Source organism: Georgenia wangjunii (genome assembly GCF_036421975.1).
Classification (GTDB): domain Bacteria; phylum Actinomycetota; class Actinomycetes; order Actinomycetales; family Actinomycetaceae; genus Georgenia_A; species Georgenia_A wangjunii.
The window spans coordinates 192,933-217,657 of sequence record NZ_JAZGON010000002.1 but is presented as its reverse complement, the minus strand read 5'-3'; the positions used below and the strand labels follow the sequence as shown (position 1 = coordinate 217,657).

The following is a 24,725-nucleotide window of genomic DNA, read 5'->3' as shown; positions in this document are numbered from 1 at the left end:
GTCCCACTCATGGCGGGCGGCGGCCGTCGTCGTCCGACGGCATGAGACGGCGAGACCCACCGTCGCGCGACCGCTGACGCGGGCACCGGGATTCCGGTGCCCGCGTCGTGCTGTCCGGAACCAGTCCGTCGGGCGGGCACGGTCGGCAGTGCCGCGCGGTGCGGGCGCGGCGCGGTGGACGAAAGGCGCGACGGCGTCGGACCTTGGTGGGACGATCCCCGGTATGGACCTGCCCGTCATGCCGCCCGTCGCGCCGATGCTCGCGAAGTCCGTCCCGTCGATCCCGGAGCCGGACGCCGTCGCCGGCGGGTACACGTACGAGCCGAAGTGGGACGGGTTCCGGTGCATCACCTTCCGCGACGGTGACGAGGTCGAGCTGGCCAGCCGCAACACGAAGCCGATGACGCGGTACTTCCCCGAGCTTGTCGAGGCGGTCCGGACCGAGCTGCCGGAGCGGTGCGTCGTCGACGGCGAGATCATCGTCGCGCGTGGGGAGCGGCTCGACTTCGACTCCCTGCAGCAGCGCATCCACCCCGCCGACTCGCGCGTCCGGCTCCTCAGCGTTGAGACCCCGGCGCGCATGGTCGTCTTCGACCTTCTTGCCCTCGGCGACGAGGACCTCACCACACTGCCCCTCGAGGAGCGGCAGGAGCGCCTGCGCGGCCTCGGTCTCGAGGGTCCGTCGATCTTCTTCACGCCGCGGACGCGGGACCACGACGTCGCCGTCGAGTGGTTCTCCGCGTTCGAGGGCGCGGGCCTGGACGGGGTCGTCGTCAAGGCGCTGAGCAGCAAGTACGCCCCGAACAAGCGCACGATGCTCAAGGTCAAGCACGAGCGCACCGCCGACGTCGTCCTCGCGGGGTACCGGCTCCACAAGACGTCGACGCCGGACCGCCCGCTCCTCGGCTCGCTCCTCCTCGGCCTGTACGACGACGACGGGACGCTCCAGTTCGTCGGTGCCTCCTCCTCGTTCACCGCCGCCCGGCGAGCCGAGCTCGTCGAGGAGATCAGCCCACTGGCCGTCGACGCCGGCGAGCACCCGTGGACGGGCGGGGGTGGCGTCGAGGGCGACCGCCGGCCGGGCGCGGAGTCGCGGTGGAGCTCGGGCAAGGACCTCAGCTTCGTCCCGCTGCGCCCCGAGCGCGTGCTCGAGGTCGCCTACGACCACATGGAAGGCGACCGCTTCCGGCACACGACGCAGTTCCGGCGGTGGCGCGAGGACCGCGACCCCGAGTCGTGCACGTACGAGCAGCTCGAGGAGCCGGTGAAGTACGACCTTGCGCAGCTGCTCGGTCCGGAGCTGTGAGCTCCGGCGATCAGACGGAGCGGGCGCTCCACACGGCCGCGGTCGCGAGGACGCAGGACGGCACGGCGATGGTGAGCATCCCGGCGGGGCCGGTGGCGCTGTCGGACCGGCGGACGAGCCGCACGTGGACGGTCGGCGTGGGCGCGTTCGAGATCGCGACGACGCCCGTCACGCAGCGCGCGTACGCCCGCGTCACGGGTGAGTGGCCAGGCGCGGCGCGCGCTGAGCGGCGGCCGGTCGAGGGCATCTCGTGGTTCGACGCGGTGACCTTCTGCAACGCCCTGTCGACGGAGCAGGGCCTAGCACCGGCTTACGGCATCAAAGGCGACGACGTCGTGCGGGACCCGACCGCCGACGGCTACCGCCTCCCGACCGAGGCCGAGTGGGAGCGCGCGTGCCGGGCGGGGACGAACGGCCCTCGGTACGGGGACCTCGACGCGATCGCCTGGTACCGCGGCAACTCCGGCGGGAGGGCGCACGACGTCGGAGGGAAGGAGCCCAACGCCTGGGGCCTCCATGACGTCCTCGGCAACGTGTGGGAGTGGTGCTGGGACACCTACGACCCAGAGGTGTACGGCTCGTACCGCGTGCTGCGTGGCGGCGGCTGGTTCGACGAGCACTGGAGCTGCCGCGCGTCCGTGCGCCGGCGCAGCCACCCGACCTACCGGATCGACGACGTCGGGTTCCGGCTCGCACGCGGGTGACCGACGGCGGTGGTGGGGCCGGAGGCCGGTGCGCCGGTCGGCACCGGCATTTCGCGGGCTGGCCGGGCGTCAGTTCCCGGTGACGAGCCGCGGGAGCGCCGTGACGACCTCGATGGGGTCACTCGTCTCCGTCGTGACGGCGCGCCCCGCGACCGGTATCCATGAGGTTCCGCCCTCGGGCTGGAAGTAGCCGTCCCACTGTGTCGTCACCGAGACGTCGACGACCCCGGGGCTCGTGTAGACGTGCGAGACCGTATGGTTCGGCCACGCCGCGCCCGGGTCCGTGCCGACGAGCGGTGCGGAGCCGTCACCGAAGTCCCAGGTGAACTCGACGGGTATCGCGCGCACCCGCACGGGAACGCCGAGGACGACGGTGCCGAGCATCTGCACCGAGGCGCCCGTCATGGCGATGGTCTCCATGTTGACCAGCACCCACGGGCGCTCCGGCTGCACCGTCAGGCCGCCCGAGTCGAGGATCAACGACTGAAGCTCCTGCGCGGTGACGATGACGGGCTGCCCGGGAGGCGCGGCGGGGTCGCCCTCCTCCGACTCCCCCGGCTCGCCCGGCTCGATGCGTTCCCACCACGGCGTGTTCTCCGTGCCCGCGATGGAATCAAGGTCGCAGGATGAGACCCAATTCCGATCATTCGCCTCGACAAACAGGATCATGTGACAGTCCGATGCGGGGTTGGCAGGAGGAGGAGCGACCGCCCCGCCGCTATCAATGGCCGTTTCGATTCGCCCTCTCACGCTTTCCCCGGCGTCTTCGAATGCGTCCCTAACCGAACCCGTTACGTCTATCGAGTCTCGCCCCTCGGAGGACCCACGAATCTCGGGGCTCGGCACTTGGACCATCGAAACCGCGCCAGCTGAGGCGATCAACGCGCTGGCAGTGATCGCCCACAACCCGTGCGTACTCACAAGTCCGCCTCCTCGGCGGACACGCCGCGCACGAACCAAGACCCGTCGAGGTACGTTAGGGCAGTCAGGTAATAGCCAGCACCACCCGTGGTCGTAGCAAGTTCCGACCCGTCTCGCGCATGCTCTGCGGATGGACCCTCAGTCACGCGCAAGCCGACACGGAAAAACTCTGTTTCCTGGTTGGGCTCGGAAGCACGGACGTCTTCCACGACGATTTCGCCGCCTGTGCCGTAGCCGCCCTCGGAGTGAAGCTCCACGACGTTAGCCTCGACGCTCTCGCAGAACACACACTCCTCGTGCGACATCGCGCGCCATTCGTCGAGGTCCCCGGTGGCGTACACGTACGGGTAGAGCTCGATGAAGTACTGCGCGGCCGCCTTCGCGCCAACGACGTCGTCGCGGTCCATCGACGCGGGCCGCTCCGGCGCGGGCCAGTCGGTCGGCCCAGGCGACGGCGTCGCGGACGGAGTTCCGCTCGCGCGCGACGTGGTCGGCTCGGGCCCGGACGCGATCGGGCTCGGCGTCGCGTCATTGCTGCAGCCGACGCCCAGCACGGCGACTATCGCGGGCACGACTATCGCCCGTGCCCCCCGACGCGTTCGGCCCGCCATGGCGAGACGGTAGACCCGATGGCGGGAGCGCGGTACCCCTGCGGCGGAATCTGTGGATTCCGAGCGCCGGCGAGACTGCCTACCTCCGGGCGCGCAGCTTCTCGGTCAGGGACAACCGCACCGTCGGCCACTCGCTCTCGATGATGGAAAACACGACGACGTCACGCATCGTCCCGTCGCGCCACAGGTCCTGGTTCCGCAGCACGCCGTCCTGCTTGGCGCCGAGGGCGGCGATGGCTCGCCGCGAGCGCTGGTTGTGCCAGTGCGTCCGGAACTCCACCGCGATACAGCTCAGCGTCTCGAAGGCGTGGGTCAGCTGCAGGAGCTTCACCTCGGTGTTGAGGCCCGTGCCCTGAACGCTGGGCGCGATCCACGTCGAGCCGATCTCGAGGCGGCGGTGGTCCGCGCGGATGTTGAGGAACGTCGTCATCCCGACGGCCCGGCCGTCGGCAGCGCGGATGGCCCAGGGGACGACGCTCCCCGCGACGTGCTGGGCGAGCCGGTGCTCGATGTCCGCGGCCATCCCATCCGGCGACGGCAGCCGGGTGTACCAGGTGCGGTGGAGCTCGTCCTCGGCCACCGCCTCCGCGAGATCGCCGACGTGCTCGGGCGAGAGCGGCTCGAGGGTGGCCAGTGCGCCGCGCAGCGTCGGGATCGCCAGGAAGTCCACCTCGTCAGGCTACTGACCGCCGCGCGCTCGGCAGAACGCCTTCCCCACCGGCGAGCCAGCCGGCTCAGCCGGCGGCGTCAGAGTTCGTGCAGCGTCACGTCCACGTGTCCGTTGCTCACCTCTGCCGTCATGAACGTGCGGAACGGCTGGCGGCGCCGGTCCGTCGGCGAGCCGGGGTTGAGCAGCCGCAGACCCGACGGCGTCACCGTGTCCCACGGGATGTGGCTATGGCCGAAGACGAGCACGTCGACGTCCGGGTACTGCGCCCCCATCCGCTTCTCGCGCCCTTGCGCCGAGCCGGTCTCGTGGACGACGGCGAGGCGGACGCCGTCGATCGTCGTCCGCGCCACCTCGGGAAGGCGACGGCGGATCTCCGGCCCGTCGTTGTTGCCCCAGCATGCGACGAGCCGGCGTGAGCGCGCCTCGAGCTCGTCGACGAGCGGCTCCTCCACCCAGTCCCCCGCGTGGACGACGACGTCGGCCGCCTCGACGGCCGACCACACCGGATCGGGCAGGACCTTGGCGCGCTTGGGCCAGTGCGTGTCGGCGAGGAGGACGAGGCTGGTGCTCACTCCCCGATCGTCCCCCACACGCATCGACCTCGCCCGCGTCACCGACCGTCGCTCTCGAGCCGCTCGAGCAGGTCGACAGCCGCCCGCGCGTACTCCCCGATCCAGCGGTCGTGGATGCGCTTGATCGGCAGCGGCGCAAGGACGAGGTGCCGCTCCCTGCCCACGCGGCGGCCCGTGACGAGCTCGGCGCCCTCGAGCACGCGCAGGTGCTGCAGGACGGTCGTGCGGTCAAGTTCGGGGAAGGCCGCGCACAGCTCGCCGGTCGTGCAAGGCGTGGCCTTGAGGACGTCGAGCATCCGTCGCCGCGTGCTGGAGGCGAGCGCCCTGAAGACGTCGTCGTCCTGGCTCTTGTCACCCGCGGTCGTCATGTTGTAATTTTACAACATGTCTACTCCGACCGAGCTGAGCGAGCTCTCCTTCACGATCTCGGGCCACGTCGCCCGGCCCTGCGCCGAGGTGTACGAGGCCATCGCCGATCCCGAGCAGCTCTCGCGCTACTTCACCACCGGCGGCGCCCGGGGCCGGCTCGAGCCGGGCAACGACGTCACGTGGGACTTCCACGACTTCCCTGGGGCGTTCCCGGTGACCGTCGTCGAGGCCACCCCGCCGCACCGCCTCGTCCTCCGGTGGGACGGCGGCGAGACGACGCGCGAGGACGGCACGACCACGACGACCTTCGAGCTCGAGCCCGCCGACGACGGCGCGCGCACCCTCGTCACGATTACCGAGTCCTCGTGGCGCGCCACGCCCGACGGCGCGAAGAACGCCTTCGGCAACTGCGAGGGCTGGACGTTCATGCTCTCCGCGCTCAAGGTGTGGCTCGAGCACGGCGTCAACCTGCGCGACGGCTTCTACACGTGAGCCTCTCCGGCGCCGCACCGGTCCCGTCACCCGCCGTCCTGCAGCCCGCCGCCGTCACGGCGGGCTCCCCGGCACGTCCGGCAGGTACTCGGGACCGCCGGGCAGGAACTCCTGCACGAGCCACCCGTCGCCGGTGTGGATGATGCCGACGATGACGACGGCGACCGGCATCTCGACGGCCTCAGCCGGGTCGCTGCTCGCGGGGATGTCGCTCAGCTCGTAGTCGACGCCGAGCAGCACGACGTGCGCGCCGTCGATCGGGTCCGCGACCCACACCGCGTTGACGACGGGGTCCTCGCGCGGGTCGTGGCTCCCGGCACGGTGAGTGGCGACCATCTCCTCGCGGAGGCCGGCGCAGCCGAGGCAGTCGGGGTCGGACATCGCGTCCCACTCCGCCACGTCACCGGTCGCCGCCCCGTAGCCGAAGAGGGAGAGGAAGTACTGCGCGGCGGCGACGGCCCCCGCCTCGTCCGTGCGGGCCATCTCCGCCGGCCGCTCCGGCGGTGGAATGCCCGCGCGACCGTCGGGCCCGGGCACCTCCCCGGGGATCGCACCCACGGACGGCACCGCAGCAGGGGACGCACCCACGGACGGCACGCCCGCGGAAGGTGCACCCGACGCCAGCGCGCCGCTCCCCTGGGCGGGCGGCACGTCGTCCGTCGCCGCTCGCGCGGTCGGTGAGCCCGGGGCCGACTCCACGGCTCCGCTGGACGCCGCCCCACCGCCGGGCTTGCCCTCCCCCGTCCCTGGACCGCACCCGGCCAGGACCACCGCCGCCGCCAGGACCCACGCCGTCGTCCTCGCGCCCCTGCGCGCCCGCGTCACCATGGCCAGACGCTAGGACGCCGCACTCTCCGCGCGCCCGCCCCGGTCGGGTACCTGTGGACGACGCCCGCCATCCACAGGACGGCCGCGCGCCGACCACCGTCGGGCTACTTCTTCCGGTCGCGGTCCTTGCTCGGCTGCACTCGCTTGGGCTCCCCCGGCATCTTCGGGTAGTCGGGCGGGTAGGGCAGGTCCCCGTGGCCGTGGTCGCGCTCGTCGCGCTCGGCCATCTCGAGGAGCGTCTCGATGCCGTACTGCTGATTGTTCGCCCCGGCGAAGAGGTCGCCGACCTCCGCGAGGCGCGCCGGCATCGTCAGCACGTCGAAGTCGTTCGGCGCGACGTCCGGGATCTCCTCCCACCGCAGCGGCGCGGAGACGGTCGCCCGCTTGTTCGGCCGGATGGAGTACGCCGAGGCGATCGTGCGGTCGCGCGCCATCTGGTTGTAGTCGATGAAGATCTTCTGCCCGCGCTCCTCCTTCCACCAGTTCATCGTCACGAGGTCGGGGATGCGGCGCTCGATCTCCCGGCCGAACGCGATGGCCGCGCGCCGGGCGTCGACGAACTCCCACTTCGGCTGGATGGGGACGAAGATGTGCAGCCCGCGCCCGCCCGACGTCTTGGGGTAGCCCTCCATCCCGAGCTCGGTGAGCAGCGCCTGCACCTCCGGGGCGACCCGCGCGGCGTCGTCGTAGTCCGTGCCCGGCTGCGGGTCGAGGTCGATGCGGATCTGGTCCGGCTTGTCGACGTCGGTGCGCACCACCGGCCACGGGTGAAACGTCAGGGTCCCCATCTGCGCCGCCCAGACGACGACGGCGAGCTCCGTCGGGGCGATCTCGTCGGCGGTGCGGCCGCTGGGGAAGGTGATGTGCGCCGTCTCGACGTAGTCCGGCGCCCCGCGCGGCACGCGCTTCTGGAAGAAGGCGTCGCCCTCGCTGTCCGTGCGCGTCGCCATCTTCGCGCCCTCGAAGACGCCCTTGGGCCACCGCTCGAGCGTCGTCGGGCGGTCGCGCAGCGCGCCCAGGATCCCCTCGCCGACGTCGACGTAGTACTGGGCGACGTCGAGCTTCGTCAGCCCGCGCTCGGGGAAGATGACGCGGTCCGGGCTCGAGATCCGCACGCTGCGCCCCGCGACGTCGAGCTCGACCGCGGGTGTCTTGCTGCTCTTCTTCGTGCCAGCCGACTCCGGCCCCATCGCCTCATCCTCTCTCCGAGTGCTGGCCCGAGCGTATGCCCACGGCCCCGCACGACGGCGGAGGGCGGGCGTCTCACCTGGCGGCACCGGGAATATCAGGCACAGTAGGACCGTGGCTGAGCGAAAGAAGGACTCCCGCGCCCAGTTCCGCATCATCGCCGGAGGTCGCCGGGACGGCGCACCACCCGCCCCGCTCGACGTCTTCGAGGTCCCGGCCGACCGGTCCGCCCCGCGCAAGGCCCGGCGGTGGGCGGCTGTCGTCGCGGCGGGGCAAGGCGTGACCGGGATGGCGAACCAGATGGTCGAGCTCCTCACGGGCGAGCTCGTCGGCCTCGCTGTCGTGCACAGCGCGCCGGGGGCGGCGGTGCGGGTCGAGGTGACGACCGTCGACGGGTTCCTCGAGGTCTCCGCGCACCACGTCGCGGGCGACGACGGCGTCGCCGACTCCGTCCTCAACGCGGAGGAGTGGGGCACGGCCCTGCTCCGGACGCTCTCCGCCGACTGCGGCATCGGGGAGACCGACGGCGGGTGCCTCACCTCGTGGTTCCGGCTCGACCCCGACGCCTGAGCGGCTACCGAGCAACGTCCGATCCGGCGAGCGCCTCGGCGAGCGCGTCCTCGACGGCGAGGGCCCGGCCGTCCTCGACGTCGGCGGCCCACTGCCGCGGGTCGACCGCCGCGCGGGCCTTGTCGAGGACGCCGCTGAGCCACGCGACGTCGGGCTCCGACAGCGGGAGCTGCGCCGTCGCGCGCGTCTCCTCGCTCGCCCCGAGGAGCCGGGCGGCGCGGCGGGCGTCCCCGCGCTCGGCGTGGAGCACGCAGAAGAGCTCGATGACGTCCACCGTCAGCTCGATGTCGCCGAGCGACGCCGCCCCCGGCCCGTGCCGCTCGAGCGTCTCCTGCGCCTCGTCGAGCCGGCCCGCACGCAGCAGGACGCCGCCGAGGTTGACGTGGTCGGCGGCCATCCCCCACGCGTCGTCACCCTCGGTGTCGAGGCGGAGCACCTCGCGCAGCCGCTCGATCGCGCTGTCGTACTCCCCCGCGTCCGTCTCGAGCGCCGCGAGGTTGGACAGGGCGTTGGCCTGCCCGCGCCGCTCCCCTGCCTCGCGCGCGAGATCGAGGCTCTCGGTGAGCATGGCCCGCGCCTGCTCGGGGTCCCCGAGCGCCCGGTGCGCGAGGGCGAGGCTGTTGAGCTCCATCGCGGTCCCCGCGGCGTCGCCGTCGCGGCGCCAGAAGTCGAGGCACGTCTCGAGGATCTCCCGGGCCTGGGCGGCCGAACCCTCGAGGAGGACGAGGACGCCGAGGCTGTGCAGCGCCCGGACGAACTCCCGGCTCTCGCGCCCCGCGCCCGCCTCGACGGCGAGACGCAGCCACTGCCGGCCTTCCGCCTGGTAGCCGCACGCGTACCAGAACCACCCGAGGTGCTCGCAGAGCCGCAGTCCCGTCGCGAGGGCAGGCGCCGGCCGGCGGGCGTGCTCGGAGCTCCCGGCGCCGAGCGACCAGCGCAGGGCGGCCCGGAGGTTGCTCAGCTCGGCCTCGATGCGGTCGCGGGCGCCGACGTGCTGGGCGCTGCGCAGGAGCGGGCTGAGCCGCTCGGCGACCCCGACGTAGTGCTCCGCGTGGCGGCGGCGCACCTCCTCGGCGTCGGTCGTGGTGCGCAGGAGGTCCCGGGCGTACGTGGCGATCGTGCGGAGCATGCGCACGCGGGGCTCGCCGTCGCGGCCCTCCCGGATCATGAGGAGGTTGGCATCGACGAGGGCGCCGACGAGGTCGAGCGGGTCGGCCGTGGCGGCTCCGGCACTCGCCGTGCCCTCCGGACCGGTGCTCGCCCCAGCACTCGCCGCCCCACTGGCGCCCGCGCTCGCTCCACCTCCCGCCGGCGCCTCGCCCGGACGGACGACGGCGGCGACCGCCTCGAGGTCGAACTCGGCGTCGAAGACGCTGAGCTGGACGAACACGGACCGCAGCTCCGGCTCGAGGAGCTCGTAGCTCCACGCGATGGCCGCCCGCAACGAGCGCTGGCGCTCGGGCCGCGCGCCACCGGCGGCGCTGATCTCGAGGCTCTCGTCGAGGCGCGCGCGCAGGGCGCGGGGCCCGAGGAGCTTCGCCCGCGCGGCGACGAGCTCGATGGCGAGCGGGAGCCCGTCGAGTCGCTGGCAGATGACCGCCACGTCCCCGACGTTCTCCGGCGTCAGCGAGAACCCGGGCCGGACCATGCGTGCCCGCTCGACGAAGAGCGCGACCGCGCCCGACTCCTCGGCCGCGCGGACGTCGGCGTCGCGGCCGGGGAGGACTAGCGGCGGGACCGGGTGCTCGTACTCCCCCTCGACGTGGAGCGGGCGCCGGCTCGTCGTCAGGACGCTCACGCCCGGGCCGGCGTCGACGAGCTCGCGCACGACGTCCCCGGCCATGGGGAGCTGCTCGACGTTGTCGAGGACGAGCAGCACCTCGCGCGCCCCGAGGTAGGACAGGAAGGTCGGGGGCGCCTTGTTCTCCCCCGTCGCGCCGAGCGCCTCGGCGATCGTCGTCCACATCGCGTCGGTCGAGCGCACCGCCGCGAGGGGGACGAAGTACACGCCGTCGGCGTACTGCCCCTCGCGTGCGGAGGCGACCGCGAGCGCGAGCCGGGTCTTGCCGACCCCGCCGGGGCCGGTGAGGGTGAGCACCCGCACCCGCGCGAGCTGCGCCGTCAGCTCGGCGAGCTCGCCGTCGCGGCCGACGAGCGGTGAGCCGAACGCCGGCAGGCTCGCCCCGGCGCCGAGGCTCCGCACGGGCGGGAAACGCTCCTCGATTCCGTCGGCGGCGAGCTGGTAGAGGCGCTCGGGCGCGGCGATGTCCTTGAGCCGGTGGAGGCCGAGGTCGAGGAAGCGCATGCCCGCGAGCACCTGGTGCACGGCGATCCGGTGCGTCGCCGCGCTGAGGACCACCTGGCCACCGTGCGCGCAGCCCGCGACGCGCGCCGCGAGGTGGACGTCCATGCCGACGTAGCCGTCCTCGTGCCGCACCGGCTCACCGGTGTGCATCCCCATGCGGACGCGGACCGGCTGCCCGCCCGGCCACTCCACGCGCGCGAGCTCGCGCTGCGCCTGCAGCGCGGCGCTGAGGGCGGCGCGCGCCGTCGTGAAGACGACGAAGAAGCTGTCGCCCTCGGTGCCCATCTCGTGCCCGCCCCACCGCTGGAACGCCGCGCGGAGGATCCGACGCTGGATGGTCAGCACCTCGGCGTACGCGCTCCCGAGCTCGCGCAGGACGCGCGTGGAGCCTTCGATGTCGGTGAAGAGGAGCGTGAGGGTGCCCTCAGGCAGCTCGCTCATGGCGCCGCCGACCCGCCTCGCGCCTGTGGCGCGGGTCGCCGGCGCCCGCTCCCGTCTCGCACGCCGCCCTCACTCCTCGCGGCGGTGGAGGAGCGATACCGCCCGCAGGCGCTCGACGTCGATGACGTGCGCCGGCGCGACGGCGATCCGCACCGGGGTCACGGCGGTGAGCGTGGACGTGCGGAGCCCGCCCTCGAGCACCGCGCGCTCCCCGAGCATCGCGCCGGGCCCGACCTGCGCGAGCTCCTCGCCGTCGACGTCGACCGCGAGGACCCCGTCGAGGAGGAGGAAGAGCTCGTCGCCCGGCTCGCCCTGGCGCGTGACGACGGCGCCCGCCTCGATCCGCCGGACCTCGGGCTGGTGCTCGCCGTGCATGAGCTCACGGGACAGCCGCCGCTCGAGCTCGCTCTCGGCCGCGGTGACGAGCGCCGGGGAGTCCTGGTCGCCCCACGGGGTCCGCGGCCCGAAGGAGTGGGCCATCCACGTCTTCTGGTCCGTGACGCCGCTCTTGAGCGCCAACGTCCCGTCCGGGCCGTAGACCCAGTGGCGCGGGAACGCGCTGGCGCCGGGCAGGGCGACCTCGGAGGTGCCGTCGGCGCGGATCGTCAGGGCGAGGGTCGTCCACACGATCGGCGCCTGCCACAGGACGAACGGCGGGTGCGGGACGGGCCGCGGCAGCGGAACGCCCGTGCGACCACCGACCGTCTGGGTGAACGTCACCGCGTCGTCGCCGAGTACCGGCTCGGGCTGGATCGTCGGGAGCGAGTAGCCCCGGAAGGTGGCGCCGACGCTGGCCAGGCGCACCGTCGTCGAGCCCATGAGCAGGCCCGACTCCGGGGCGAGGCCCCAGTCCCGTGGAGCTCCGTCCTCGAAGCGGACCCACGCGCTGAGGACGTTGGCGAAGCGGAACCGGTCGTCCTCGCGCAGGGCTTCGACGTCCGCGGGGCCGGAGAGGTGGTCGCGCGGCGGATCGTCGTAGTGGGACAGGCCGAGGTCGAACCCTCGACGGAGGATGCCGGAGACGGACTCCGACGGGATCCAGGACAACGACGTAGCGCTCGACTCCACCCTCACGGCAGTCTCCTTCGGCTCGCCCTCGTGCGATCCAGGGCAGCGACGGTGCGGCCCACGCGATCATTGAACACCCGGGAAGCGCGAAGATCGAGAGCTCTCACGCGCGAAGATCGAGAACATCGCGTACGGCGCCGGTGCCGGCCCCTCGAGCCGGGCCGTGACCGGGCCCCGCCCGCGCGCACGCGCCCGGCCTGCCCGGACGGACGCCCGGCCAAAGGCATGGTCATGAGCGGGCGGTCGTACTACCGTTTCGCCACCACACGGCAGCGGCCCAGCGTGAGCGCCGGGGCCGGACAAGGAGGTCTGACGCCATGCAGGTGACATTCGACTCGGACGAGCCGCTCGACCACGTCCTCGCCGTCGTCGGCTCGGTGTACGGGGTGACCCTCAGCGCCACGCCGGACCACGACGAGGACCAGCCGCCCGCCGGGGACACCGGCGGCCAGCGGACGGTCAAGACGCGGCACCTGACCTAGGCCACCCCGCCCACGACGGGGGACCACCGGTCGCGTTGGTGGTACCGGTAGCGGCGCTCCGTCAGCGCGCCACGAGGGCGCCGCCCCGGTCAGCGGGGCGCGTCGGCGGCGAACCCGGTCAGCGGGCCGGGGCGGCGCCGAGCTCGTTCGGGCAGCCGATGACGGTGATTTCGCCGACGCCGTCGTCCCCCGGCCACAGCCGCAGGATCGTCACGGAGGCGGGCGGGACGCGAACGCTGCTCCACGCCGGGACGGGCATGTGGGCGACGACGCCGACGGCGGCGCGGATGACGACGGCGTGCGCGGCGACGACGACGGTGCGTCCGGCATGCTCAGCGGCCAGCGCGCGCAGCCCGGCGCCGACGCGCGCGCCCACGTCGGCAACCGACTCCCCGCCGGGCGGACGGAACCCGTCCTCGCTCGCCCAGCGGCGCAGGTCGCCGGGCCAGCCCTCCTCCATCTCCGCGACGCTCAGCCCGTCCCACTCCCCGAAGCGGCACTCGGCGAAGGCGTCGACGACGGTCGCCGCGCCGAGCCCGAGCCGCTCGCCGATGACGCGCGCGGTGTGCTGCGTGCGGAGCATCGGGGAGGCGACGAGGACGCTCGGCGCCGGCAGGTCGTCCCACAGGGTGTCGCCGATGCGGGCGAGGACGCCGGCGGCGTCGGTCACCTGCTGGACTCCGATGTCGCTCAGCTCGGGCCCGGGGGTGTCTCCGCCGGAGTAGAGGGATCGCTCGGTCAGCGTCGTCACGCCGTGGCGGACGAGGACGACGGTGACGGGGTCGCCCTCCGCGCGCCGGATCGGGACCCCGCCACCGGTGCGGCGCGCAGGGACCTCGGGCGGCGGGGCGGCCTCGCCGCTGGCGCCGGCGTCGTCCGGGCTGGGTTCCTCGCTGGCGCCGCTGTTGGCGGTGCCGCTCGCGCGTCGCTGCCCACCCCCGACGGCGGCGCCCTCGTCGTCCCTGCTGGCGTCCTCACCCGTGCCGTCGTCGTCCGCGTCGCCGAGGGCGGGGTAGTCGTTGCGGATCTCCCCGCGCGAGTCCATGACCTGGTTGGCGATCTTGTCCGCGTCGCCGTTGAGCGCGCGCGGGATCCACGTGTACGTCACGCGGCGCGGGTCGAAGACCTCGCGCGCCTCCTGGGCGAGGCGGCGCATGTCCTCGTGCTTGATCTTCCAGCGCCCGGACATCTGCTCGACGACGAGCTTGGAGTCCATCCGCACCTCGACGCGCGCGCCGGGGTCGATCTCCGCCGCGGCGCGCAGGCCCTCGACGAGTCCGGTGTACTCGGCGACGTTGTTCGAGCAGATCCCGAGGTACCCGCCGCGCTCGGCGATGACGCGCCCGCCCTCGCGCACGAGCGAGCCGTAGCCCGCGTGCCCGGGGTTGCCGCGCGACCCGCCGTCGGCCTCGACGACGAGCACGCGGCCGCTGCTGCCCCCGCCGCGGCGGGTGCGCGTGGACCGGATGGGCTCGTTCCGGGTGGGCTCGGAGTTGTCGTCAGCGAAGAGGCTGGGCTGACTCACTCCTTGGGCTCCATGCGGACGAGGATGTAGCCGTAGTCCTCGGCGACGACGACCTGCTCGGCGGGCGCGGCGTGGATCGCCTCGAGCTCGGTGAGCGAGAAGTCGAGCTGGGCGCCGTCGGTGCGCGAGCCGTAGAGCGCGACGGCGCCGAGGCCGCCCGTGCGGGACCGCACGCGGTCGTACATGGCGAGCAGGGTCGGGTCGATGTCCGCCGTGAGGGCATCGCGCTCGGCGGCGACCTTCGCGAGGTCGGCGTCGAGGGTGGCGAAGGAGGCGTCGCGGTCGGCGCTGTGGCGCTCGACGTCGGCCGTGATCGCCGCCTCCTGCGCCTCGAGCTCGGCGACGCGCGCCTCGGCGGCCTCGAGCCGCTCCATCGCCTCGAGCTCGATCTCCTCGAGGACCTCCTGGCGCTTGGCGAGCTGGTCGAGCTCGTGCTGGAGCGCCTGCGCGTCTTTCGCGGTGCCGGGCCCGGCGTCGAGGCGCTTCTGGTGGCGGGCGGCGCGCTCGCGCACCTGCTCGACGTCGGCCTCGGCCTTGCTGACCTCGCGACGGATGTCCGAGACGACCGTGCGGGCCTCGACCTGCGCGCGCGAGAGGTCCTGCGCGCGCCCCTCGAGCTCGGCGAGCGTCGCGAGCACCGGCAGGGTGCGGCGCTGGTGGTTGAGCTTCGCGGTGCGGGTGTCCAGCGCCTGGATGTCGAGCAGGCGGCGCTGGTGGGCCACGGGTGCGTTCGTCACGGATGGGCTCCCTCGTCGTGGTCAGGCAGGTCATTGTCAGCCGCGCCCAGGCGCAGCGTCCACGGGTCGGTGACGCGGGTGCTCACCCGGGTCTCGAGGCGCGCGCCGTGGGCGGCGGCGTCCTCGGCGAGCTGGTCGGCGGCGCGCGGCAGCCAGGGCCACTCACTCGCCCAGTGCGTCGCGTCGATGAGGTACGGACGGCCCTCCTCGCGCGACTCCGACGCGGGGTGGTGGCGCAGGTCGGCGGTGAGGTAGACGTCGGCGCCGAGCGCGCGGACCGTCGCGAGGAGGCTGTCGCCCGAGCCGCCGCAGACGGCGACCGTGCTCACCTCCGCGTCGAGGTCCCCCGCGACGCGGATGCCCTGCGCGGTGGCGGGCAGCACGTCGGCGACGTGCCCGGCGAGGGCGCGCAGCGTCGTCGGGTGCGGGAGCGTGCCGATCCGGCCGGTCCCCGTGGGGCCGTCCTCGACGGCGAGCTCGACGACGGAGAACGCGGGCTCCTCGTACGGGTGGGCCTCGCGCAGCGCGGCGAGGACGTGCGCCCGGCGCCCGCGCGGCAGGACCATGGCGACGCTGTCCTCGTCGACCTCCTCGACCTCGCCGACGGAACCAATCGTCGGGTCCGCGCCGGCCACGGGGCGGAATGTGCCCGTGCCGTTGACGGTGAAGGCGCACCGTTCGTAGTTCCCGAGCTGGCCAGCGCCCGCTGCGGCGAGCGCGTCGAGGACGGCCTGCGTGTGGGTGGCCGGGACGTACGTCGTGAGCGAGTCGAGCGCGAGGGTGGACTGCGGCTGGATCGGCCGGGCGTTCTCGAGGCCGAGAAGGTCGGCGAGCGCCTCGGCGACGCCGCCCTCAGCGGAGTCCGCGTTCGTGTGCGCGGTGTAGAGGGCGCAGCCGGCGCGGATGAGCTCGTGGACGACGCGTCCCTTGGGGCTCGTCGCGGCGACGGCGGTGGTGCCGCGCAGGTAGAGCGGGTGGTGGGTGATGAGGAGGTCGGCACCCCACTCGATCGCCTCGCGAGCGACGTCGAGCACTGGGTCGACGGCGAGCATGACCTTGCGGACGGGCGCGTCCGGGTCGCCGGCGACGAGCCCGACGGCGTCCCAGTCCTCGGCCGTGCCGGGCGGGTAGCGCCGTTCGAGCACGCCGACGACGTCGGCGAGAGTCAGCGGGTTCGGCACCGGTCCAGGCTATCCGCCACCGACGACGCCGCGGGCCATCGCCGGGCGCCGGCCGCGGCGCCTGCCTGCTGGACGGGGACGGGGGCGGGGGCGGTGGCGCGGGAGCTGCACCGCTCGCCGTCGGCGCCTCGTAGGCTGGCCGGCACCGGAAGAGACAGGGAGCCACCATGGCCGAGACGACGACGGTGGACGAGCTCATGACCGAGCTCGCCGCGCTCGAGGACCCGAAGGCCCGCGCCGTCAACGAGCGGCACGGCGACGACCACGGCGTCAACCTCGGGAAGCTGCGCGCGATCGCGACGCGGCTCAAGGCGCAGCCGGACCTCGCGCGCGAGCTGTGGGCCACCGATGACACGGCCGCGAAGCTCCTCGCGATCCTCCTCAGCCGACCCAAGAACTACAGCCGTGACGAGCTCGACGCCATGCTGCGCGAGGCCGGCGCCCCGAAGGTGCACGACTGGCTCGTCAGCTACATCGTCAAGAAGAGCCCGTACGCCGAGGACCTGCGCGTGGCGTGGTTCGCGGATCCCGACCCCGTCGTCGCTAGCGCCGGGTGGGCTCTCACGAGCGACCGGGTGGCGAAGAGCGCCGAGGGGCTCGACCTGCCCGGGCTGCTCGACGTCATCGAGGCTCAGATGCGCGACGCCCCGGAACGCCTGCAGTGGGCGATGAACACGTGCCTCGCGACCATCGGGATCGAGCACCCGGAGCACCGTGCCCGCGCGCTCGAGATCGGCGAGCGCCTCGAGGTCCTGAAGGACTACACGACGCCGCCGAACTGCACGTCCCCGTTCGCGCCGATTTGGATCAACGAGATCGTCCGCCGCCGCGAGGCATAGCCGGGCAACGGTTTCGTTCAACCGGGGGTTCGTGCGCCTCGACACACCCAATGCCCCTGGTCGACCAGGCGCATCGCGCGTGTCGAGGCGCACGAGCCCACGCGGGCGGACGGCTGTGTCCGAGCCGTCCCCCGCGAGCCCCGCGCCCGGGCACGGGCGGGGCGTCCGGGCATGGGCGAGGCCGCCCGCGCGGCGTTCGCGCGGCCGGCCCCTCCGCGGGATCAGGCGAGCGTGGCGCTCAGCGTGATCGTCGTGCCGGACAGCGCCTGGCTCACCGGGCACTGCTCCTTGGCGTCGTTGGCGACACGCTGGAAGTCCTCGTCGGAGATGCCGTCGATCTGCGCGTTGACCGTGAGCTCGATCCCGGTGATGCCCTTGCCGGCCTCGAACGTGACGGCGGCCCCCGTGTCGAGCTGGGTGGGCGGGGTGCCGTTCTCCTTGAGCATGTTGGAGAACTGCATCGAGTAGCACGTGGCGTGCGCGGCGGCGATGAGCTCCTCCGGCGTCGTCGTGCCGGACTGCTCCTCGGCGCGCGACTTCCACGCGACGTCGAACGTCCCCTGGCCGGAGGTGTCGAGCGTGGTGGTCCCGGACCCGGTGAACAGGTCGCCCTTCCACACGGTGCTGGCCTTGTTGACTACGGGGTTCGGCATGGTTCCTCCTTCGTCGGCACGCGGTCGGTCCGCGCACCATCAGGCATACCGCCATGAGAGCACGCCCGGCAAGGACGGGCACCACGGCCTGCCCTCCGCGCACGAGGATGGCGCCCGATGCACCGCACGCCCGGCCCCTGCGCGGTCCGCGCACGACGACGTCGCCCGGTGGACCGCACGCCGGCACCCTGCGCGTCCTCGCTCGCCAGGTGCTCCGCTCGGAGAGGTCTCGACGCCGTCGGTGCCGGTGCCGGTGCCGGTGCCGGTGCCCGCCGCCGGCACCCACCGGACCGCGCGTCCGCCCCGAGGGGGCGGCACCGGTCAGGAATCGAGAAGCACAGCCCCACGGCCGGCACGTAGCGTGAGAGCCCCACATCGGGACAGGAGACTGACGGCCATGAGCACGAAGGACAGCGGCACGGACGGCGGCGCAGGGGCGTTCTCCGCGGAGGAACGGGCGGCGATGAAGGCGCGCGCTGCGGAGCTGAAGAAGGAGGTGAGCGGCGAGCGCCGGAACAAGAAGGCAGCCGACGAGCTCGACGTCCTCACGACGATCGCCGAGATGGCGCCGGCCGACCGCGCGCTCGCCGAACGTATCCACGCCATCGTCATCGCCAACGCGCCCGACCTCTCCCCGAAGCTCTGGTACGGGCAGCCCGCCTACGCGAGGAAGGGCAAGGTCGTGTGCTTCTTCCGCAGCGGCGCCGCTGACAAGGAGCGGTACTCGACGTTCGGCTTCACGAACGAGGCGAACCTCGACGAAGCGGGCGGCGTGTGGGCGACGTCGTTCGCCGTGGCGGACCTCAGCGACGGGGCCGCCTCCGCGCTCGGCGCACTCGTCAAGCGAGCCGTGACCTGACAGCGCGCCTCCCGGCATCCATGGCTGGGACTCCGCCGCGCTCACCGGCTGCCGGCGCATCGTGCTCCGCGCGTCAGGGCGGAACCTCAGCCGCGCTCACCGGCTGCCGGCGCATCGTGCTCCGCGCGTCAGGGCGGAACCTCAGCCGCGCTGACCGGCTGCCTCAGGATCGTGCGCTGCTTCTCGGGAGCGACCTTGCGGAAGTCGCTGAGGTAGATCTCGTGGTGCGTGCCGGACATCCGCAGGCCGTTGTCCGGGATGAAGCCGGCGTGCATCCGCGCCAGCACCTCGGCCTCGGCGTCGAAGGTGCCGACGTGCAGGGTCTGCGCGCACAGCCCCTCGCTCAGCGCCCCGAGACGAAGGTCGTCCAGGCGCTCAGGCCGGTCCTTCGCCCCGGCCCCCTCGACGGCGGTCTCCACCATCGCGTCGTCGACCCAGTCGGGAACCATGATCATTATGGTCCAGTCCCACCGGGACTTGTCGCGCGCCGCGGCGAAGGCCGCCATGTCGTCCGCCCACCACAGTCCCTCGAGCGGCGGGACGACGTAGTCGCGCCCCAGCTCACGCCTGCTCATGAACTTGAGCCGGTAGGCCACCGGGTAGAGCGCCTCCAGCGCCCCGGAGAAGGCGGTGGACGTGTTCGGGTCGCCGTGGCCGTCGACCATGAGGTAGCGCATGTCCGGAACGTCGACGAGCCGGAACTGTCCGCGCCTCGCCCGGTAGGCGTCGAGGTCCTTCTTGGCATCGACCTTGTCCGGCATCCGTCACCTGGGCCCCAGGGCCCGCTCCTTCCGCGCCTGCATGCCGGGATCGTCCCCGGACGGCATGTGCAGGAGGCGCTCCACCGAGCGTAGCGATCCCGGATGATGCCGTCGCCGGACGGCTCCTCGGCAGCCGGCTGGCGGTTCGACCTCGGCACCTCGTCGACGGCGGGAGGCGCGGTGTCCCCTCGACGGGTCCGACCCCGCAGCATGCGGGCCCTCTGCGTGGGCGTCCCGGCATCGTCAGCCCGTGACGAGCTCGAACTCCGCACGTTCGGTCGCGATGCCGTTGATCTGCAGCGAGATCCCATGGAGGCCCGGGTAGTACCGGCGCGTCGTGATCGGTCGGAACGAATGCGCCTTCCGCAGCACGATGCTCTCGCCCGACCTCAGCGTCACGGTGGTGAGCTTGAACGTCGTGGGGCGCTGCGAACCGTTGGACTTCCGGTGGTGGACGACGTAGTCGATCGCGAGTCGCACGTCCTCGTCGCTGACGTTACGAACAGTCGAACGCAGCTCGACGCTCTCGCCGAAGGCGACGGTGTCGCGGTCGAGGTGGGGGCCGTCGATCCTGAGGGATGCCGCTGTGGCCGAGAAGCCCAGCAGCCCGAGCGCTCCAGGGTCGCCGCGCTTGACGAGGGTGCGCAGCCCCCGACGGACGACCCACGCCGTGTTCTCGTCAGGGTCGGTGAGCCATCGGGCGGCCGTCTCGACGACGAGGGCCGAGTGGTCCCGGCTGAGGTCGTTGAGGTGGTTCGCGACCGAGCGGCGCACATACTCCGCGGGGTCCCGGTAGAGGGCGTCGAGGACCGGGACGGTCGCGCCGGGCGTGCGGGTGAGCTCGGGGACGCGGACCGCCCAGGGCAGGTAGGGGCGGGTTCCTTCGGAGGCGAGACGACGTACGTGGGTGTCGTCGGACCCGGTCCAGGTGAGGACGATCGCCAGGGCCCGCTCAGGCGCGTGCCGAACGAGCGTACGGATCGCGAACTCCGAGGTCAGCAAGCCGGTCAGCTCCGCGAGCAGGCCCATGGCGTCGTCGAACGCCGCCGTGCCGCCGTCATCGACGGCTCTGGTCGCGACTGCCGCGGTGACGGGCCACATCATCCACCCGTCGAATGACGGCGCCGCGTCGCGGGCGGCCCGAACGACACGGGCGAGGTCGTCGTACCCCCCGGGGACGTCCGCCAGCAGGGCGTCGCGCAGGAGGTCGGCGCGCTCCCGCAAGGTCAGGTCGGCAAGCAGTCCCGGTGACTCGCGCAGACGCGGCAGGCCGGCACCGGGGGTCGCAGCTGCGATAGCGCGTGCCAGGTCCGCGGCGGTCGAGGCACTGATCATCTCGTCGGCGAAAGGCATGGCGTCCCGCCCCTCCTTCGCTCGTCAGACGCTCCGCAGCTCACGGAGCTCGTTGCGACCAGCCACCACGCCCATCGTACGTAACCAGCCCCCGCCCCGGGCGCTCCGAGCAGGGTGCCCGACGCTGACGCCACCGCTCGCGAGCGTGGACGCTCTCTCTCAGCGTCCGACCGCAGCCGCTCATCGAGCGTCCGCCGTGCTAGCGTATGTTCCGTACCAATCGATACGAAACACGAGGAGGGCCCGATGGCAGCTGGTGGACGCCCCCGAGGATTCGACTTGGAGACGGCACTCGACGCGGCCATCGACACGTTCTGGCGGCACGGTTACGAGAGCACCGGGCTGACGGAGCTCACACATGCGATGAACGTCAGCCGGCCGGCTCTGTACCGGGCGTTCGGCGACAAGGCCCAGCTGTTCCGCACCGCGCTGGAGCGCTACATCGGCCGGAACATGGCATACGTCGATGCCGCACTCGCGAAGCCCACGGCACGCGAGGTCGCAGAGGCGTTCTTGACGGGCAACGCGGAGGCGGTCACGACTCCGGGCCGGCCGGCCGGATGCCTGTCGGTGCAGGCGATGGTCACCGACGAGGCGGACGCGTTCTCTCTCCTCACCGAGAACCGCAAGGTGATCCAGGAGCGTCTCGCCGTCCGGTTCCGCCAGGCGATCTCTGACGGAGATCTCCCCGCTGACGAGAACCCGGAGGACCTCGCCCGATTTCTCATCACCCTCACCACCGGCTTCGCCATCCGCGCCGCCGACGGCGAACCACGACACACCCTCCTCGCCCTCGCACGCCGCTCACTCGCCGTATTCCCCGCACCCGGTGACGGCTCCCGTCACCGCGTACGCCCCCACCCGCTCCGAGAGGCATGAACACATGACCGAATCCCTCACCCTCGCGCCCGCTCGCGACGAAGCGCTCGACGTCCGCCGCCTCTACGAGGTCCTCGAGCAGCGCTTCAACGGCAAGACCTGGTCCCTGCACGAGCTGATGATCGGCTTCACCGGAGACGTCGGCCACATCGGGCGCCTGCTCCTCGCGCACGACGGGACGTGGGCCATCGACGGTGACGCGGACGCAGAGCTGAAGCACAAGCTCGCGGAGGCCCTGTGGTGGGTCTTCGTCCTCGCCGACAGGCTCGGCATCGACATCGACCAGGCCTTCACGGGCACCATGGCCACGATCCGCGCCGGACTGGACGAGACGATCGCCCGCACCGCCCCGACCGAGCCGAGCCAGGCCGAGCCACGAACATCTGGCGAGGACTCGTGACCGGCACCCTGACCGCCACGCCTGGGACCATCGAGCGCCACACCGGCAAGGTCGCGATCGTCACCGGTGGCGCCCGCGGTATCGGCGCCGGCATCGTCCGCCGTCTCGCAGCCGAGGGCGCACGGGTGATCTTCACCTACGCCTCCGCCGAGGGTGAGGCAGACGCGCTGACCACGGCCGTCGTCGGATCGGGTGGCTACGCCGCGGGAGTCCGGGTCGACAGCGCCGACCGAGCAGCGATCCGTGACGCCATCACCGCCGTCGTCGCCCGCGAGGGACGCCTGGACATCGTGGTGTCCAACGCCGGAGGCGGGACACTGAAGCCGGTCCAGCACCTGTCCGACGACGAGATCGACCGCATGATCGCGGTGAACATCCGGGGCACGCTCGACACCATCCGCTTCGCAGCCCCGCACCTGCAGGAGGGCGGTCGGGTCATCACGATCGGCAGCGTCACCTCGCACCACTTCCCCGACGACGTCTCGTCGATCTACGGCATGACGAAAGGCGCGATCGCCAGCCTCGTCCGCGGCATGTCCCGCGAGCTGGGCCCGCGCCAGATCACGATCAACAACGTGCAACCGGGGCCGGTGGACACCCCAGCGAACCCTGCCAGCGGGCCAGCAGGTGACACCCTTCGCGGGACCATCCCCGTCGGACGATTCGGCACGGTGAGCGAAGTGGCAGCACTCGTCTCGCATCTCGCCGGCGAAGAAGGCGCCTACATCAACGGCGCATCGCTCGACATCGACGGCGGCTACAGCGCCTGAGCGCCCCACCACCAGAGCTGTGGCACCACGCAGCAGCGCCGGCGCCCAGGCGCCGTTCACGGATCTCACCGGTCGCGGCCATCGGCGGCACCACCAGCGCCGACCTCCGAACCGGCGAGCTCACGACGAAAGGTTCAGAACGATGCCCACCACACCTCACCTCCGTGCACCGGACTCACCCGAGCACGTCCGCGCCCCCGCCTCGACGTACGCGTCGATCCTCGGATCCGGCTCACCCGGGACCGACGAGTTCTACCGCAAGAAGGCCCTCATCGGCGATGTCGCGCGCCAGGTCACCAACGGCGGGGATCCGGTCATCGAGATCCAGTACTGGTACCCGGCGGGGTCCGAACCGGTCGAGATCGCGGACTTCTACACCGTCAACCCGGTCCCGTCGTTGCTGTTCCGAATCCTTGCCGTCGTTCCCACCGGCACCACGTCCGACGAGCTGACGGCAGCACGCTCCCGCGCAGCGAGCAGCTCGGACCGCAGCGGCGACACCATCGAGCTGCACAGCATCGCCGAGCAGGACGTCGTGCAGGTCATGCATCACGGGCCGTTCGCGGAGGAGCTCGCCACGCTCGAACAGCTGGGCACGTTCGCTCGGGATCGAGGACTTCACCGAAGCGGCCCCCACCACGAGCTCCACCTCGACGGGTTCACGCGCGACACCCCGCAGGACACGCTGCGCACGATCCTGCGTGATCCTGTCGCCTGACCCGGCGCGCCTGCTCGCCGGAGGGCTCGTAGGTCGCCGCCCTCACACCGCTGACGACGTGACTTTCCGAGCGGGGAGTCCGCTCGTGGGTGGGCCCGGCCGGTCTCGAACCGGCGACCTCCGCGGTGTAAACGCGGCGCTCTGACCAACTGAGCTACAGGCCCTGGTGCACGCGCAAGCCTAGAGGTTCACAGCGCCGCGATCGCCGCCCGGTAGTCCGCGACGTCCCGGGGGGCGCCGCCCGGGGACAGCACGGACCAGCGCAGGACGCCGTCGGCGTCGACGAGGAACGTGCCCCGGCGGGCGTGGCCGGTCGCGGGGTCGAAGACGCCGTACGCCCGGGCGGCCGCGCCGTGCGGCCAGAAGTCGGACAGGAGGTCGAACCCGAACGCTTCCTGCTCCGCCCACGCCCGCAGGGTGAAGACCGGGTCGCACGAGACGGCGAGCACCCGCGCGCCGTCGAGCGTCGCCGCGCTCCGCGCAACGTCCCGGGCCGGGAGCGTCGCGGCGGAGGCGAGCCCGGAGCCCGAGCCGGAGCGGGGGCCAGCGGCGGCGCCGGGCTCGCTCACCCGCCCGAGCGCGCCGACCCCGCCGTCGGAAGCCCCGCCGTCGTCCGCCGCTCCCCCGCAGGCGTCCTGCAGCGCGGCGAGCTCGCCCGTGCAGACGCGCGTGAAGGCGAACGGGACGAACACGACCAGCGCGGGAGCGCCGCGGAGCGCGCTCAGGCGGACGGGCGTCCCGTGGGTGTCGGGGAGCTCGAGGTCCGGGGCCGGCGCACCGAGCGCCGGGAGGACGTCTGGCGGATCAGCGTCCACGGCCGCGGGCGGCGAGGCGGATGCCCGACCAGTTCGCACCGGCCGAGACGGCGGACGTCGGCTGCAGGCCCGCCGTGCGCGCCGCCTCCTCCACGTCCGCGGGGCGCACGTGGCCGCCCCGGCCCGGCTTGGGCGTGAGGACCCAGATGAGGCCGCCGTCGTCGAGGTTGGCGGTCGCGTCCACGAGGAGGTCGGTGAGGTCGCCTGCCTCGGCGTCGTCCTCGCGCCACCAGATGATGGTGCCGTCGACGACGTCGGCGTGGTCCTCGTAGGCCAGCTCGGACCCGGTCGCCTCTTCGATCTCTTCCCGGAGGTCCTGGTCGACGTCGTCGTCGTACCCGAACTCCTGGACGACCTGCCCGGCGGTGAAACCGAACCTGCTGCCCGTGGGGCCAGCGGTCACTGCCACGTCCTTTCCCTACCTCTCCTCTGCGGCGGACCAGGACGGTCCCACCATGAGTACCACGCGTGCGTCATGACCCCACCGTAGTGGGAGGGGGCAGCGCAAGCCCGGAGGTCCAGATGCGGTTCCGGCGCGCCGCCCGCCTCTCGAAAATCGGCAACGCGTGTCAAGTGTCGGCAAAGTCATAGCCCGCCGCACCCCTGGGGCATGGCGCCGGGTCACGCGGGGCACGACAATGGACCTAATCTAAGTGACACCGCGCCACCACGAACTGCGCGTCGTCAAGGTCGACGCCTGAGGGAAAG

General features: G+C 72.7%; 28 protein-coding genes and 1 tRNA gene. 11 read left to right on the top strand and 18 right to left on the bottom strand.

What is annotated here, in order from left to right; all coding sequences use genetic code 11:
• Window positions 1-223 precede the first annotated feature (223 nt).
• Together V2J63_RS04980 and V2J63_RS04975 are read left to right on the top strand one after the other, a co-directional pair.
• A complete protein-coding gene (locus V2J63_RS04980; protein WP_331229900.1) occupies window positions 224-1,306 on the top strand; it encodes an ATP-dependent DNA ligase in 1,083 nt (360 codons plus the stop codon).
• Window positions 1,303-2,010 carry a formylglycine-generating enzyme family protein gene (locus V2J63_RS04975; protein ID WP_331229899.1) on the top strand — a complete coding sequence of 236 codons (708 nt, stop codon included), beginning with the start codon at window positions 1,303-1,305 and terminating at the stop codon, window positions 2,008-2,010. Before V2J63_RS04980 ends, V2J63_RS04975 begins: the two co-directional genes overlap by 4 nt.
• 69 nt (window positions 2,011-2,079) lie before the next feature.
• On the opposite strand, the gene V2J63_RS04970 is transcribed toward V2J63_RS04975, so the two are convergent.
• The 5 genes from V2J63_RS04970 to V2J63_RS04950 all read right to left on the bottom strand — a co-directional run bounded on the left by V2J63_RS04970 (window position 2,080) and on the right by V2J63_RS04950 (window position 5,152).
• Window positions 2,080-2,679, bottom strand: coding sequence for a PKD domain-containing protein (locus tag V2J63_RS04970; RefSeq protein WP_331229898.1), 600 nt, complete (start codon window positions 2,677-2,679; stop codon window positions 2,080-2,082).
• Between the two features lie 248 nt (window positions 2,680-2,927).
• On the bottom strand, window positions 2,928-3,542 hold the full coding sequence (locus tag V2J63_RS04965) for a DUF6318 family protein (RefSeq protein ID WP_331229897.1): 615 nt from the start codon (window positions 3,540-3,542) through the stop codon (window positions 2,928-2,930).
• A gap of 79 nt (window positions 3,543-3,621) precedes the next feature.
• Window positions 3,622-4,212 carry a GNAT family N-acetyltransferase gene (locus V2J63_RS04960; RefSeq protein ID WP_331229896.1) on the bottom strand — a complete coding sequence of 197 codons (591 nt, stop codon included), beginning with the start codon at window positions 4,210-4,212 and terminating at the stop codon, window positions 3,622-3,624.
• Window positions 4,213-4,289: 77 nt separating this feature from the next.
• Window positions 4,290-4,784, bottom strand: coding sequence for a metallophosphoesterase family protein (locus tag V2J63_RS04955; RefSeq protein ID WP_331229895.1), 495 nt, complete (start codon window positions 4,782-4,784; stop codon window positions 4,290-4,292).
• Between the two features lie 38 nt (window positions 4,785-4,822).
• Window positions 4,823-5,152, bottom strand: coding sequence for an ArsR/SmtB family transcription factor (locus tag V2J63_RS04950; protein WP_331229894.1), 330 nt, complete (start codon window positions 5,150-5,152; stop codon window positions 4,823-4,825).
• Between the two features lie 16 nt (window positions 5,153-5,168).
• Between V2J63_RS04950 and V2J63_RS04945 the strand changes: the two genes are divergently transcribed.
• On the top strand, window positions 5,169-5,645 hold the full coding sequence (locus tag V2J63_RS04945) for an SRPBCC domain-containing protein (protein WP_331229893.1): 477 nt from the start codon (window positions 5,169-5,171) through the stop codon (window positions 5,643-5,645).
• A gap of 54 nt (window positions 5,646-5,699) precedes the next feature.
• On the opposite strand, the gene V2J63_RS04940 is transcribed toward V2J63_RS04945, so the two are convergent.
• Both V2J63_RS04940 and ligD read right to left on the bottom strand, forming a co-directional pair.
• Window positions 5,700-6,212, bottom strand: coding sequence for a DUF6318 family protein (locus V2J63_RS04940; protein ID WP_331229892.1), 513 nt, complete (start codon window positions 6,210-6,212; stop codon window positions 5,700-5,702).
• 365 nt (window positions 6,213-6,577) lie between these two features.
• A complete protein-coding gene (gene ligD, locus V2J63_RS04935; protein WP_331229891.1) occupies window positions 6,578-7,663 on the bottom strand; it encodes a non-homologous end-joining DNA ligase in 1,086 nt (361 codons plus the stop codon).
• 112 nt (window positions 7,664-7,775) lie between these two features.
• On the opposite strand from ligD, the gene V2J63_RS04930 reads away from it, so the two are divergent.
• Window positions 7,776-8,231 (top strand): ATP-binding protein, encoded by a 456-nt coding sequence (locus V2J63_RS04930; protein WP_331229890.1) that lies wholly within the window; start codon window positions 7,776-7,778, stop codon window positions 8,229-8,231.
• A 4-nt stretch (window positions 8,232-8,235) separates the two neighbouring features.
• Here V2J63_RS04930 and V2J63_RS04925 read toward each other — a convergent pair whose 3' ends face one another.
• Both V2J63_RS04925 and V2J63_RS04920 read right to left on the bottom strand, forming a co-directional pair.
• The gene (locus V2J63_RS04925; protein WP_331229889.1) at window positions 8,236-10,977 is read right to left on the bottom strand and encodes an ATP-binding protein; all 2,742 of its coding nucleotides are present in this window, start codon (window positions 10,975-10,977) and stop codon (window positions 8,236-8,238) included.
• 69 nt (window positions 10,978-11,046) lie between these two features.
• Entirely contained in the window at window positions 11,047-12,051 is a 1,005-nt protein-coding gene (locus V2J63_RS04920; protein WP_331229888.1) for a cyclic nucleotide-binding domain-containing protein, read from the bottom strand.
• Between the two features lie 311 nt (window positions 12,052-12,362).
• Between V2J63_RS04920 and V2J63_RS04915 the strand changes: the two genes are divergently transcribed.
• Window positions 12,363-12,527 carry a hypothetical protein gene (locus V2J63_RS04915; protein WP_331229887.1) on the top strand — a complete coding sequence of 55 codons (165 nt, stop codon included), beginning with the start codon at window positions 12,363-12,365 and terminating at the stop codon, window positions 12,525-12,527.
• 118 nt (window positions 12,528-12,645) lie between these two features.
• Here V2J63_RS04915 and V2J63_RS04910 read toward each other — a convergent pair whose 3' ends face one another.
• From V2J63_RS04910 to V2J63_RS04900, 3 genes are read right to left on the bottom strand one after another with little or no spacing between them, the layout of a single operon-like run.
• Window positions 12,646-14,052: a bifunctional RNase H/acid phosphatase gene (locus V2J63_RS04910; protein ID WP_331229886.1), complete on the bottom strand. Its 1,407-nt coding sequence runs from the start codon at window positions 14,050-14,052 to the stop codon at window positions 12,646-12,648.
• Window positions 14,049-14,789 carry a zinc ribbon domain-containing protein gene (locus tag V2J63_RS04905; RefSeq protein WP_331229885.1) on the bottom strand — a complete coding sequence of 247 codons (741 nt, stop codon included), beginning with the start codon at window positions 14,787-14,789 and terminating at the stop codon, window positions 14,049-14,051. The genes V2J63_RS04910 and V2J63_RS04905 overlap by 4 nt, the downstream gene beginning before the upstream one ends.
• A complete protein-coding gene (locus V2J63_RS04900) occupies window positions 14,786-15,970 on the bottom strand; it encodes a Nif3-like dinuclear metal center hexameric protein (RefSeq protein ID WP_331229884.1) in 1,185 nt (394 codons plus the stop codon). The genes V2J63_RS04905 and V2J63_RS04900 overlap by 4 nt, the downstream gene beginning before the upstream one ends.
• A 167-nt stretch (window positions 15,971-16,137) precedes the next feature.
• Between V2J63_RS04900 and V2J63_RS04895 the strand changes: the two genes are divergently transcribed.
• A complete protein-coding gene (locus V2J63_RS04895; RefSeq protein ID WP_331229883.1) occupies window positions 16,138-16,809 on the top strand; it encodes a DNA alkylation repair protein in 672 nt (223 codons plus the stop codon).
• 221 nt (window positions 16,810-17,030) lie between these two features.
• On the opposite strand, the gene V2J63_RS04890 is transcribed toward V2J63_RS04895, so the two are convergent.
• Window positions 17,031-17,462: an OsmC family peroxiredoxin gene (locus V2J63_RS04890; protein ID WP_331229882.1), complete on the bottom strand. Its 432-nt coding sequence runs from the start codon at window positions 17,460-17,462 to the stop codon at window positions 17,031-17,033.
• Between the two features lie 397 nt (window positions 17,463-17,859).
• On the opposite strand from V2J63_RS04890, the gene V2J63_RS04885 reads away from it, so the two are divergent.
• Window positions 17,860-18,321 (top strand): DUF1801 domain-containing protein, encoded by a 462-nt coding sequence (locus tag V2J63_RS04885; RefSeq protein WP_331229881.1) that lies wholly within the window; start codon window positions 17,860-17,862, stop codon window positions 18,319-18,321.
• A 128-nt stretch (window positions 18,322-18,449) separates the two neighbouring features.
• On the opposite strand, the gene V2J63_RS04880 is transcribed toward V2J63_RS04885, so the two are convergent.
• Both V2J63_RS04880 and V2J63_RS04875 read right to left on the bottom strand, forming a co-directional pair.
• Window positions 18,450-19,082, bottom strand: a complete 633-nt coding sequence (locus V2J63_RS04880; protein ID WP_331229880.1) for a GyrI-like domain-containing protein — start codon at window positions 19,080-19,082, stop codon at window positions 18,450-18,452.
• Between the two features lie 243 nt (window positions 19,083-19,325).
• The gene (locus V2J63_RS04875) at window positions 19,326-20,435 is read right to left on the bottom strand and encodes a DNA alkylation repair protein (protein ID WP_331229879.1); all 1,110 of its coding nucleotides are present in this window, start codon (window positions 20,433-20,435) and stop codon (window positions 19,326-19,328) included.
• Window positions 20,436-20,714: 279 nt separating this feature from the next.
• Between V2J63_RS04875 and V2J63_RS04870 the strand changes: the two genes are divergently transcribed.
• The 4 genes from V2J63_RS04870 (at window position 20,715) to V2J63_RS04855 (ending at window position 23,202) form a co-directional block, all read left to right on the top strand.
• Window positions 20,715-21,314: a TetR/AcrR family transcriptional regulator gene (locus V2J63_RS04870; RefSeq protein ID WP_331229878.1), complete on the top strand. Its 600-nt coding sequence runs from the start codon at window positions 20,715-20,717 to the stop codon at window positions 21,312-21,314.
• 4 nt (window positions 21,315-21,318) lie between these two features.
• A complete protein-coding gene (locus V2J63_RS04865) occupies window positions 21,319-21,714 on the top strand; it encodes a nucleoside triphosphate pyrophosphohydrolase family protein (protein WP_331229877.1) in 396 nt (131 codons plus the stop codon).
• The gene (locus V2J63_RS04860) at window positions 21,711-22,484 is read left to right on the top strand and encodes an SDR family NAD(P)-dependent oxidoreductase (protein ID WP_331229876.1); all 774 of its coding nucleotides are present in this window, start codon (window positions 21,711-21,713) and stop codon (window positions 22,482-22,484) included. The genes V2J63_RS04865 and V2J63_RS04860 overlap by 4 nt, the downstream gene beginning before the upstream one ends.
• A 142-nt stretch (window positions 22,485-22,626) precedes the next feature.
• Window positions 22,627-23,202: a hypothetical protein gene (locus V2J63_RS04855; protein ID WP_331229875.1), complete on the top strand. Its 576-nt coding sequence runs from the start codon at window positions 22,627-22,629 to the stop codon at window positions 23,200-23,202.
• 90 nt (window positions 23,203-23,292) lie between these two features.
• On the opposite strand, the gene V2J63_RS04850 is transcribed toward V2J63_RS04855, so the two are convergent.
• From V2J63_RS04850 to V2J63_RS04840, 3 genes are all read right to left on the bottom strand, one after another.
• Window positions 23,293-23,366, bottom strand: a tRNA-Val gene (locus tag V2J63_RS04850).
• Between the two features lie 24 nt (window positions 23,367-23,390).
• Complete coding sequence (locus tag V2J63_RS04845) at window positions 23,391-24,017, bottom strand: redoxin domain-containing protein (protein WP_331229874.1); 627 nt, start codon at window positions 24,015-24,017, stop codon at window positions 23,391-23,393.
• Window positions 24,007-24,420 carry a DUF3052 domain-containing protein gene (locus V2J63_RS04840; RefSeq protein WP_331229873.1) on the bottom strand — a complete coding sequence of 138 codons (414 nt, stop codon included), beginning with the start codon at window positions 24,418-24,420 and terminating at the stop codon, window positions 24,007-24,009. The genes V2J63_RS04845 and V2J63_RS04840 overlap by 11 nt, the downstream gene beginning before the upstream one ends.
• Window positions 24,421-24,725: the final 305 nt, after the last annotated feature.

Excerpts from the sequence above, each read along its gene's own strand:
- V2J63_RS04980 (WP_331229900.1), top strand. The coding sequence starts at position 224 with ATGGACCTGCCCGTCATGCCGCCCGTCGCGCCGATGCTCGCGAAGTCC.
- V2J63_RS04970 (WP_331229898.1), bottom strand. The coding sequence starts at position 2,679 with ATGATCCTGTTTGTCGAGGCGAATGATCGGAATTGGGTCTCATCCTGC.
- V2J63_RS04965 (WP_331229897.1), bottom strand. The coding sequence starts at position 3,542 with ATGGCGGGCCGAACGCGTCGGGGGGCACGGGCGATAGTCGTGCCCGCG.
- V2J63_RS04950 (WP_331229894.1), bottom strand. The coding sequence starts at position 5,152 with ATGACGACCGCGGGTGACAAGAGCCAGGACGACGACGTCTTCAGGGCG.
- V2J63_RS04945 (WP_331229893.1), top strand. The coding sequence starts at position 5,169 with ATGTCTACTCCGACCGAGCTGAGCGAGCTCTCCTTCACGATCTCGGGC.
- ligD (WP_331229891.1), bottom strand. The coding sequence starts at position 7,663 with ATGGGGCCGGAGTCGGCTGGCACGAAGAAGAGCAGCAAGACACCCGCG.
- V2J63_RS04925 (WP_331229889.1), bottom strand. The coding sequence starts at position 10,977 with ATGAGCGAGCTGCCTGAGGGCACCCTCACGCTCCTCTTCACCGACATC.
- V2J63_RS04915 (WP_331229887.1), top strand. The coding sequence starts at position 12,363 with ATGCAGGTGACATTCGACTCGGACGAGCCGCTCGACCACGTCCTCGCC.
- V2J63_RS04895 (WP_331229883.1), top strand. The coding sequence starts at position 16,138 with ATGGCCGAGACGACGACGGTGGACGAGCTCATGACCGAGCTCGCCGCG.
- V2J63_RS04890 (WP_331229882.1), bottom strand. The coding sequence starts at position 17,462 with ATGCCGAACCCCGTAGTCAACAAGGCCAGCACCGTGTGGAAGGGCGAC.
- V2J63_RS04885 (WP_331229881.1), top strand. The coding sequence starts at position 17,860 with ATGAGCACGAAGGACAGCGGCACGGACGGCGGCGCAGGGGCGTTCTCC.
- V2J63_RS04880 (WP_331229880.1), bottom strand. The coding sequence starts at position 19,082 with ATGCCGGACAAGGTCGATGCCAAGAAGGACCTCGACGCCTACCGGGCG.
- V2J63_RS04875 (WP_331229879.1), bottom strand. The coding sequence starts at position 20,435 with ATGCCTTTCGCCGACGAGATGATCAGTGCCTCGACCGCCGCGGACCTG.
- V2J63_RS04865 (WP_331229877.1), top strand. The coding sequence starts at position 21,319 with ATGACCGAATCCCTCACCCTCGCGCCCGCTCGCGACGAAGCGCTCGAC.
- V2J63_RS04855 (WP_331229875.1), top strand. The coding sequence starts at position 22,627 with ATGCCCACCACACCTCACCTCCGTGCACCGGACTCACCCGAGCACGTC.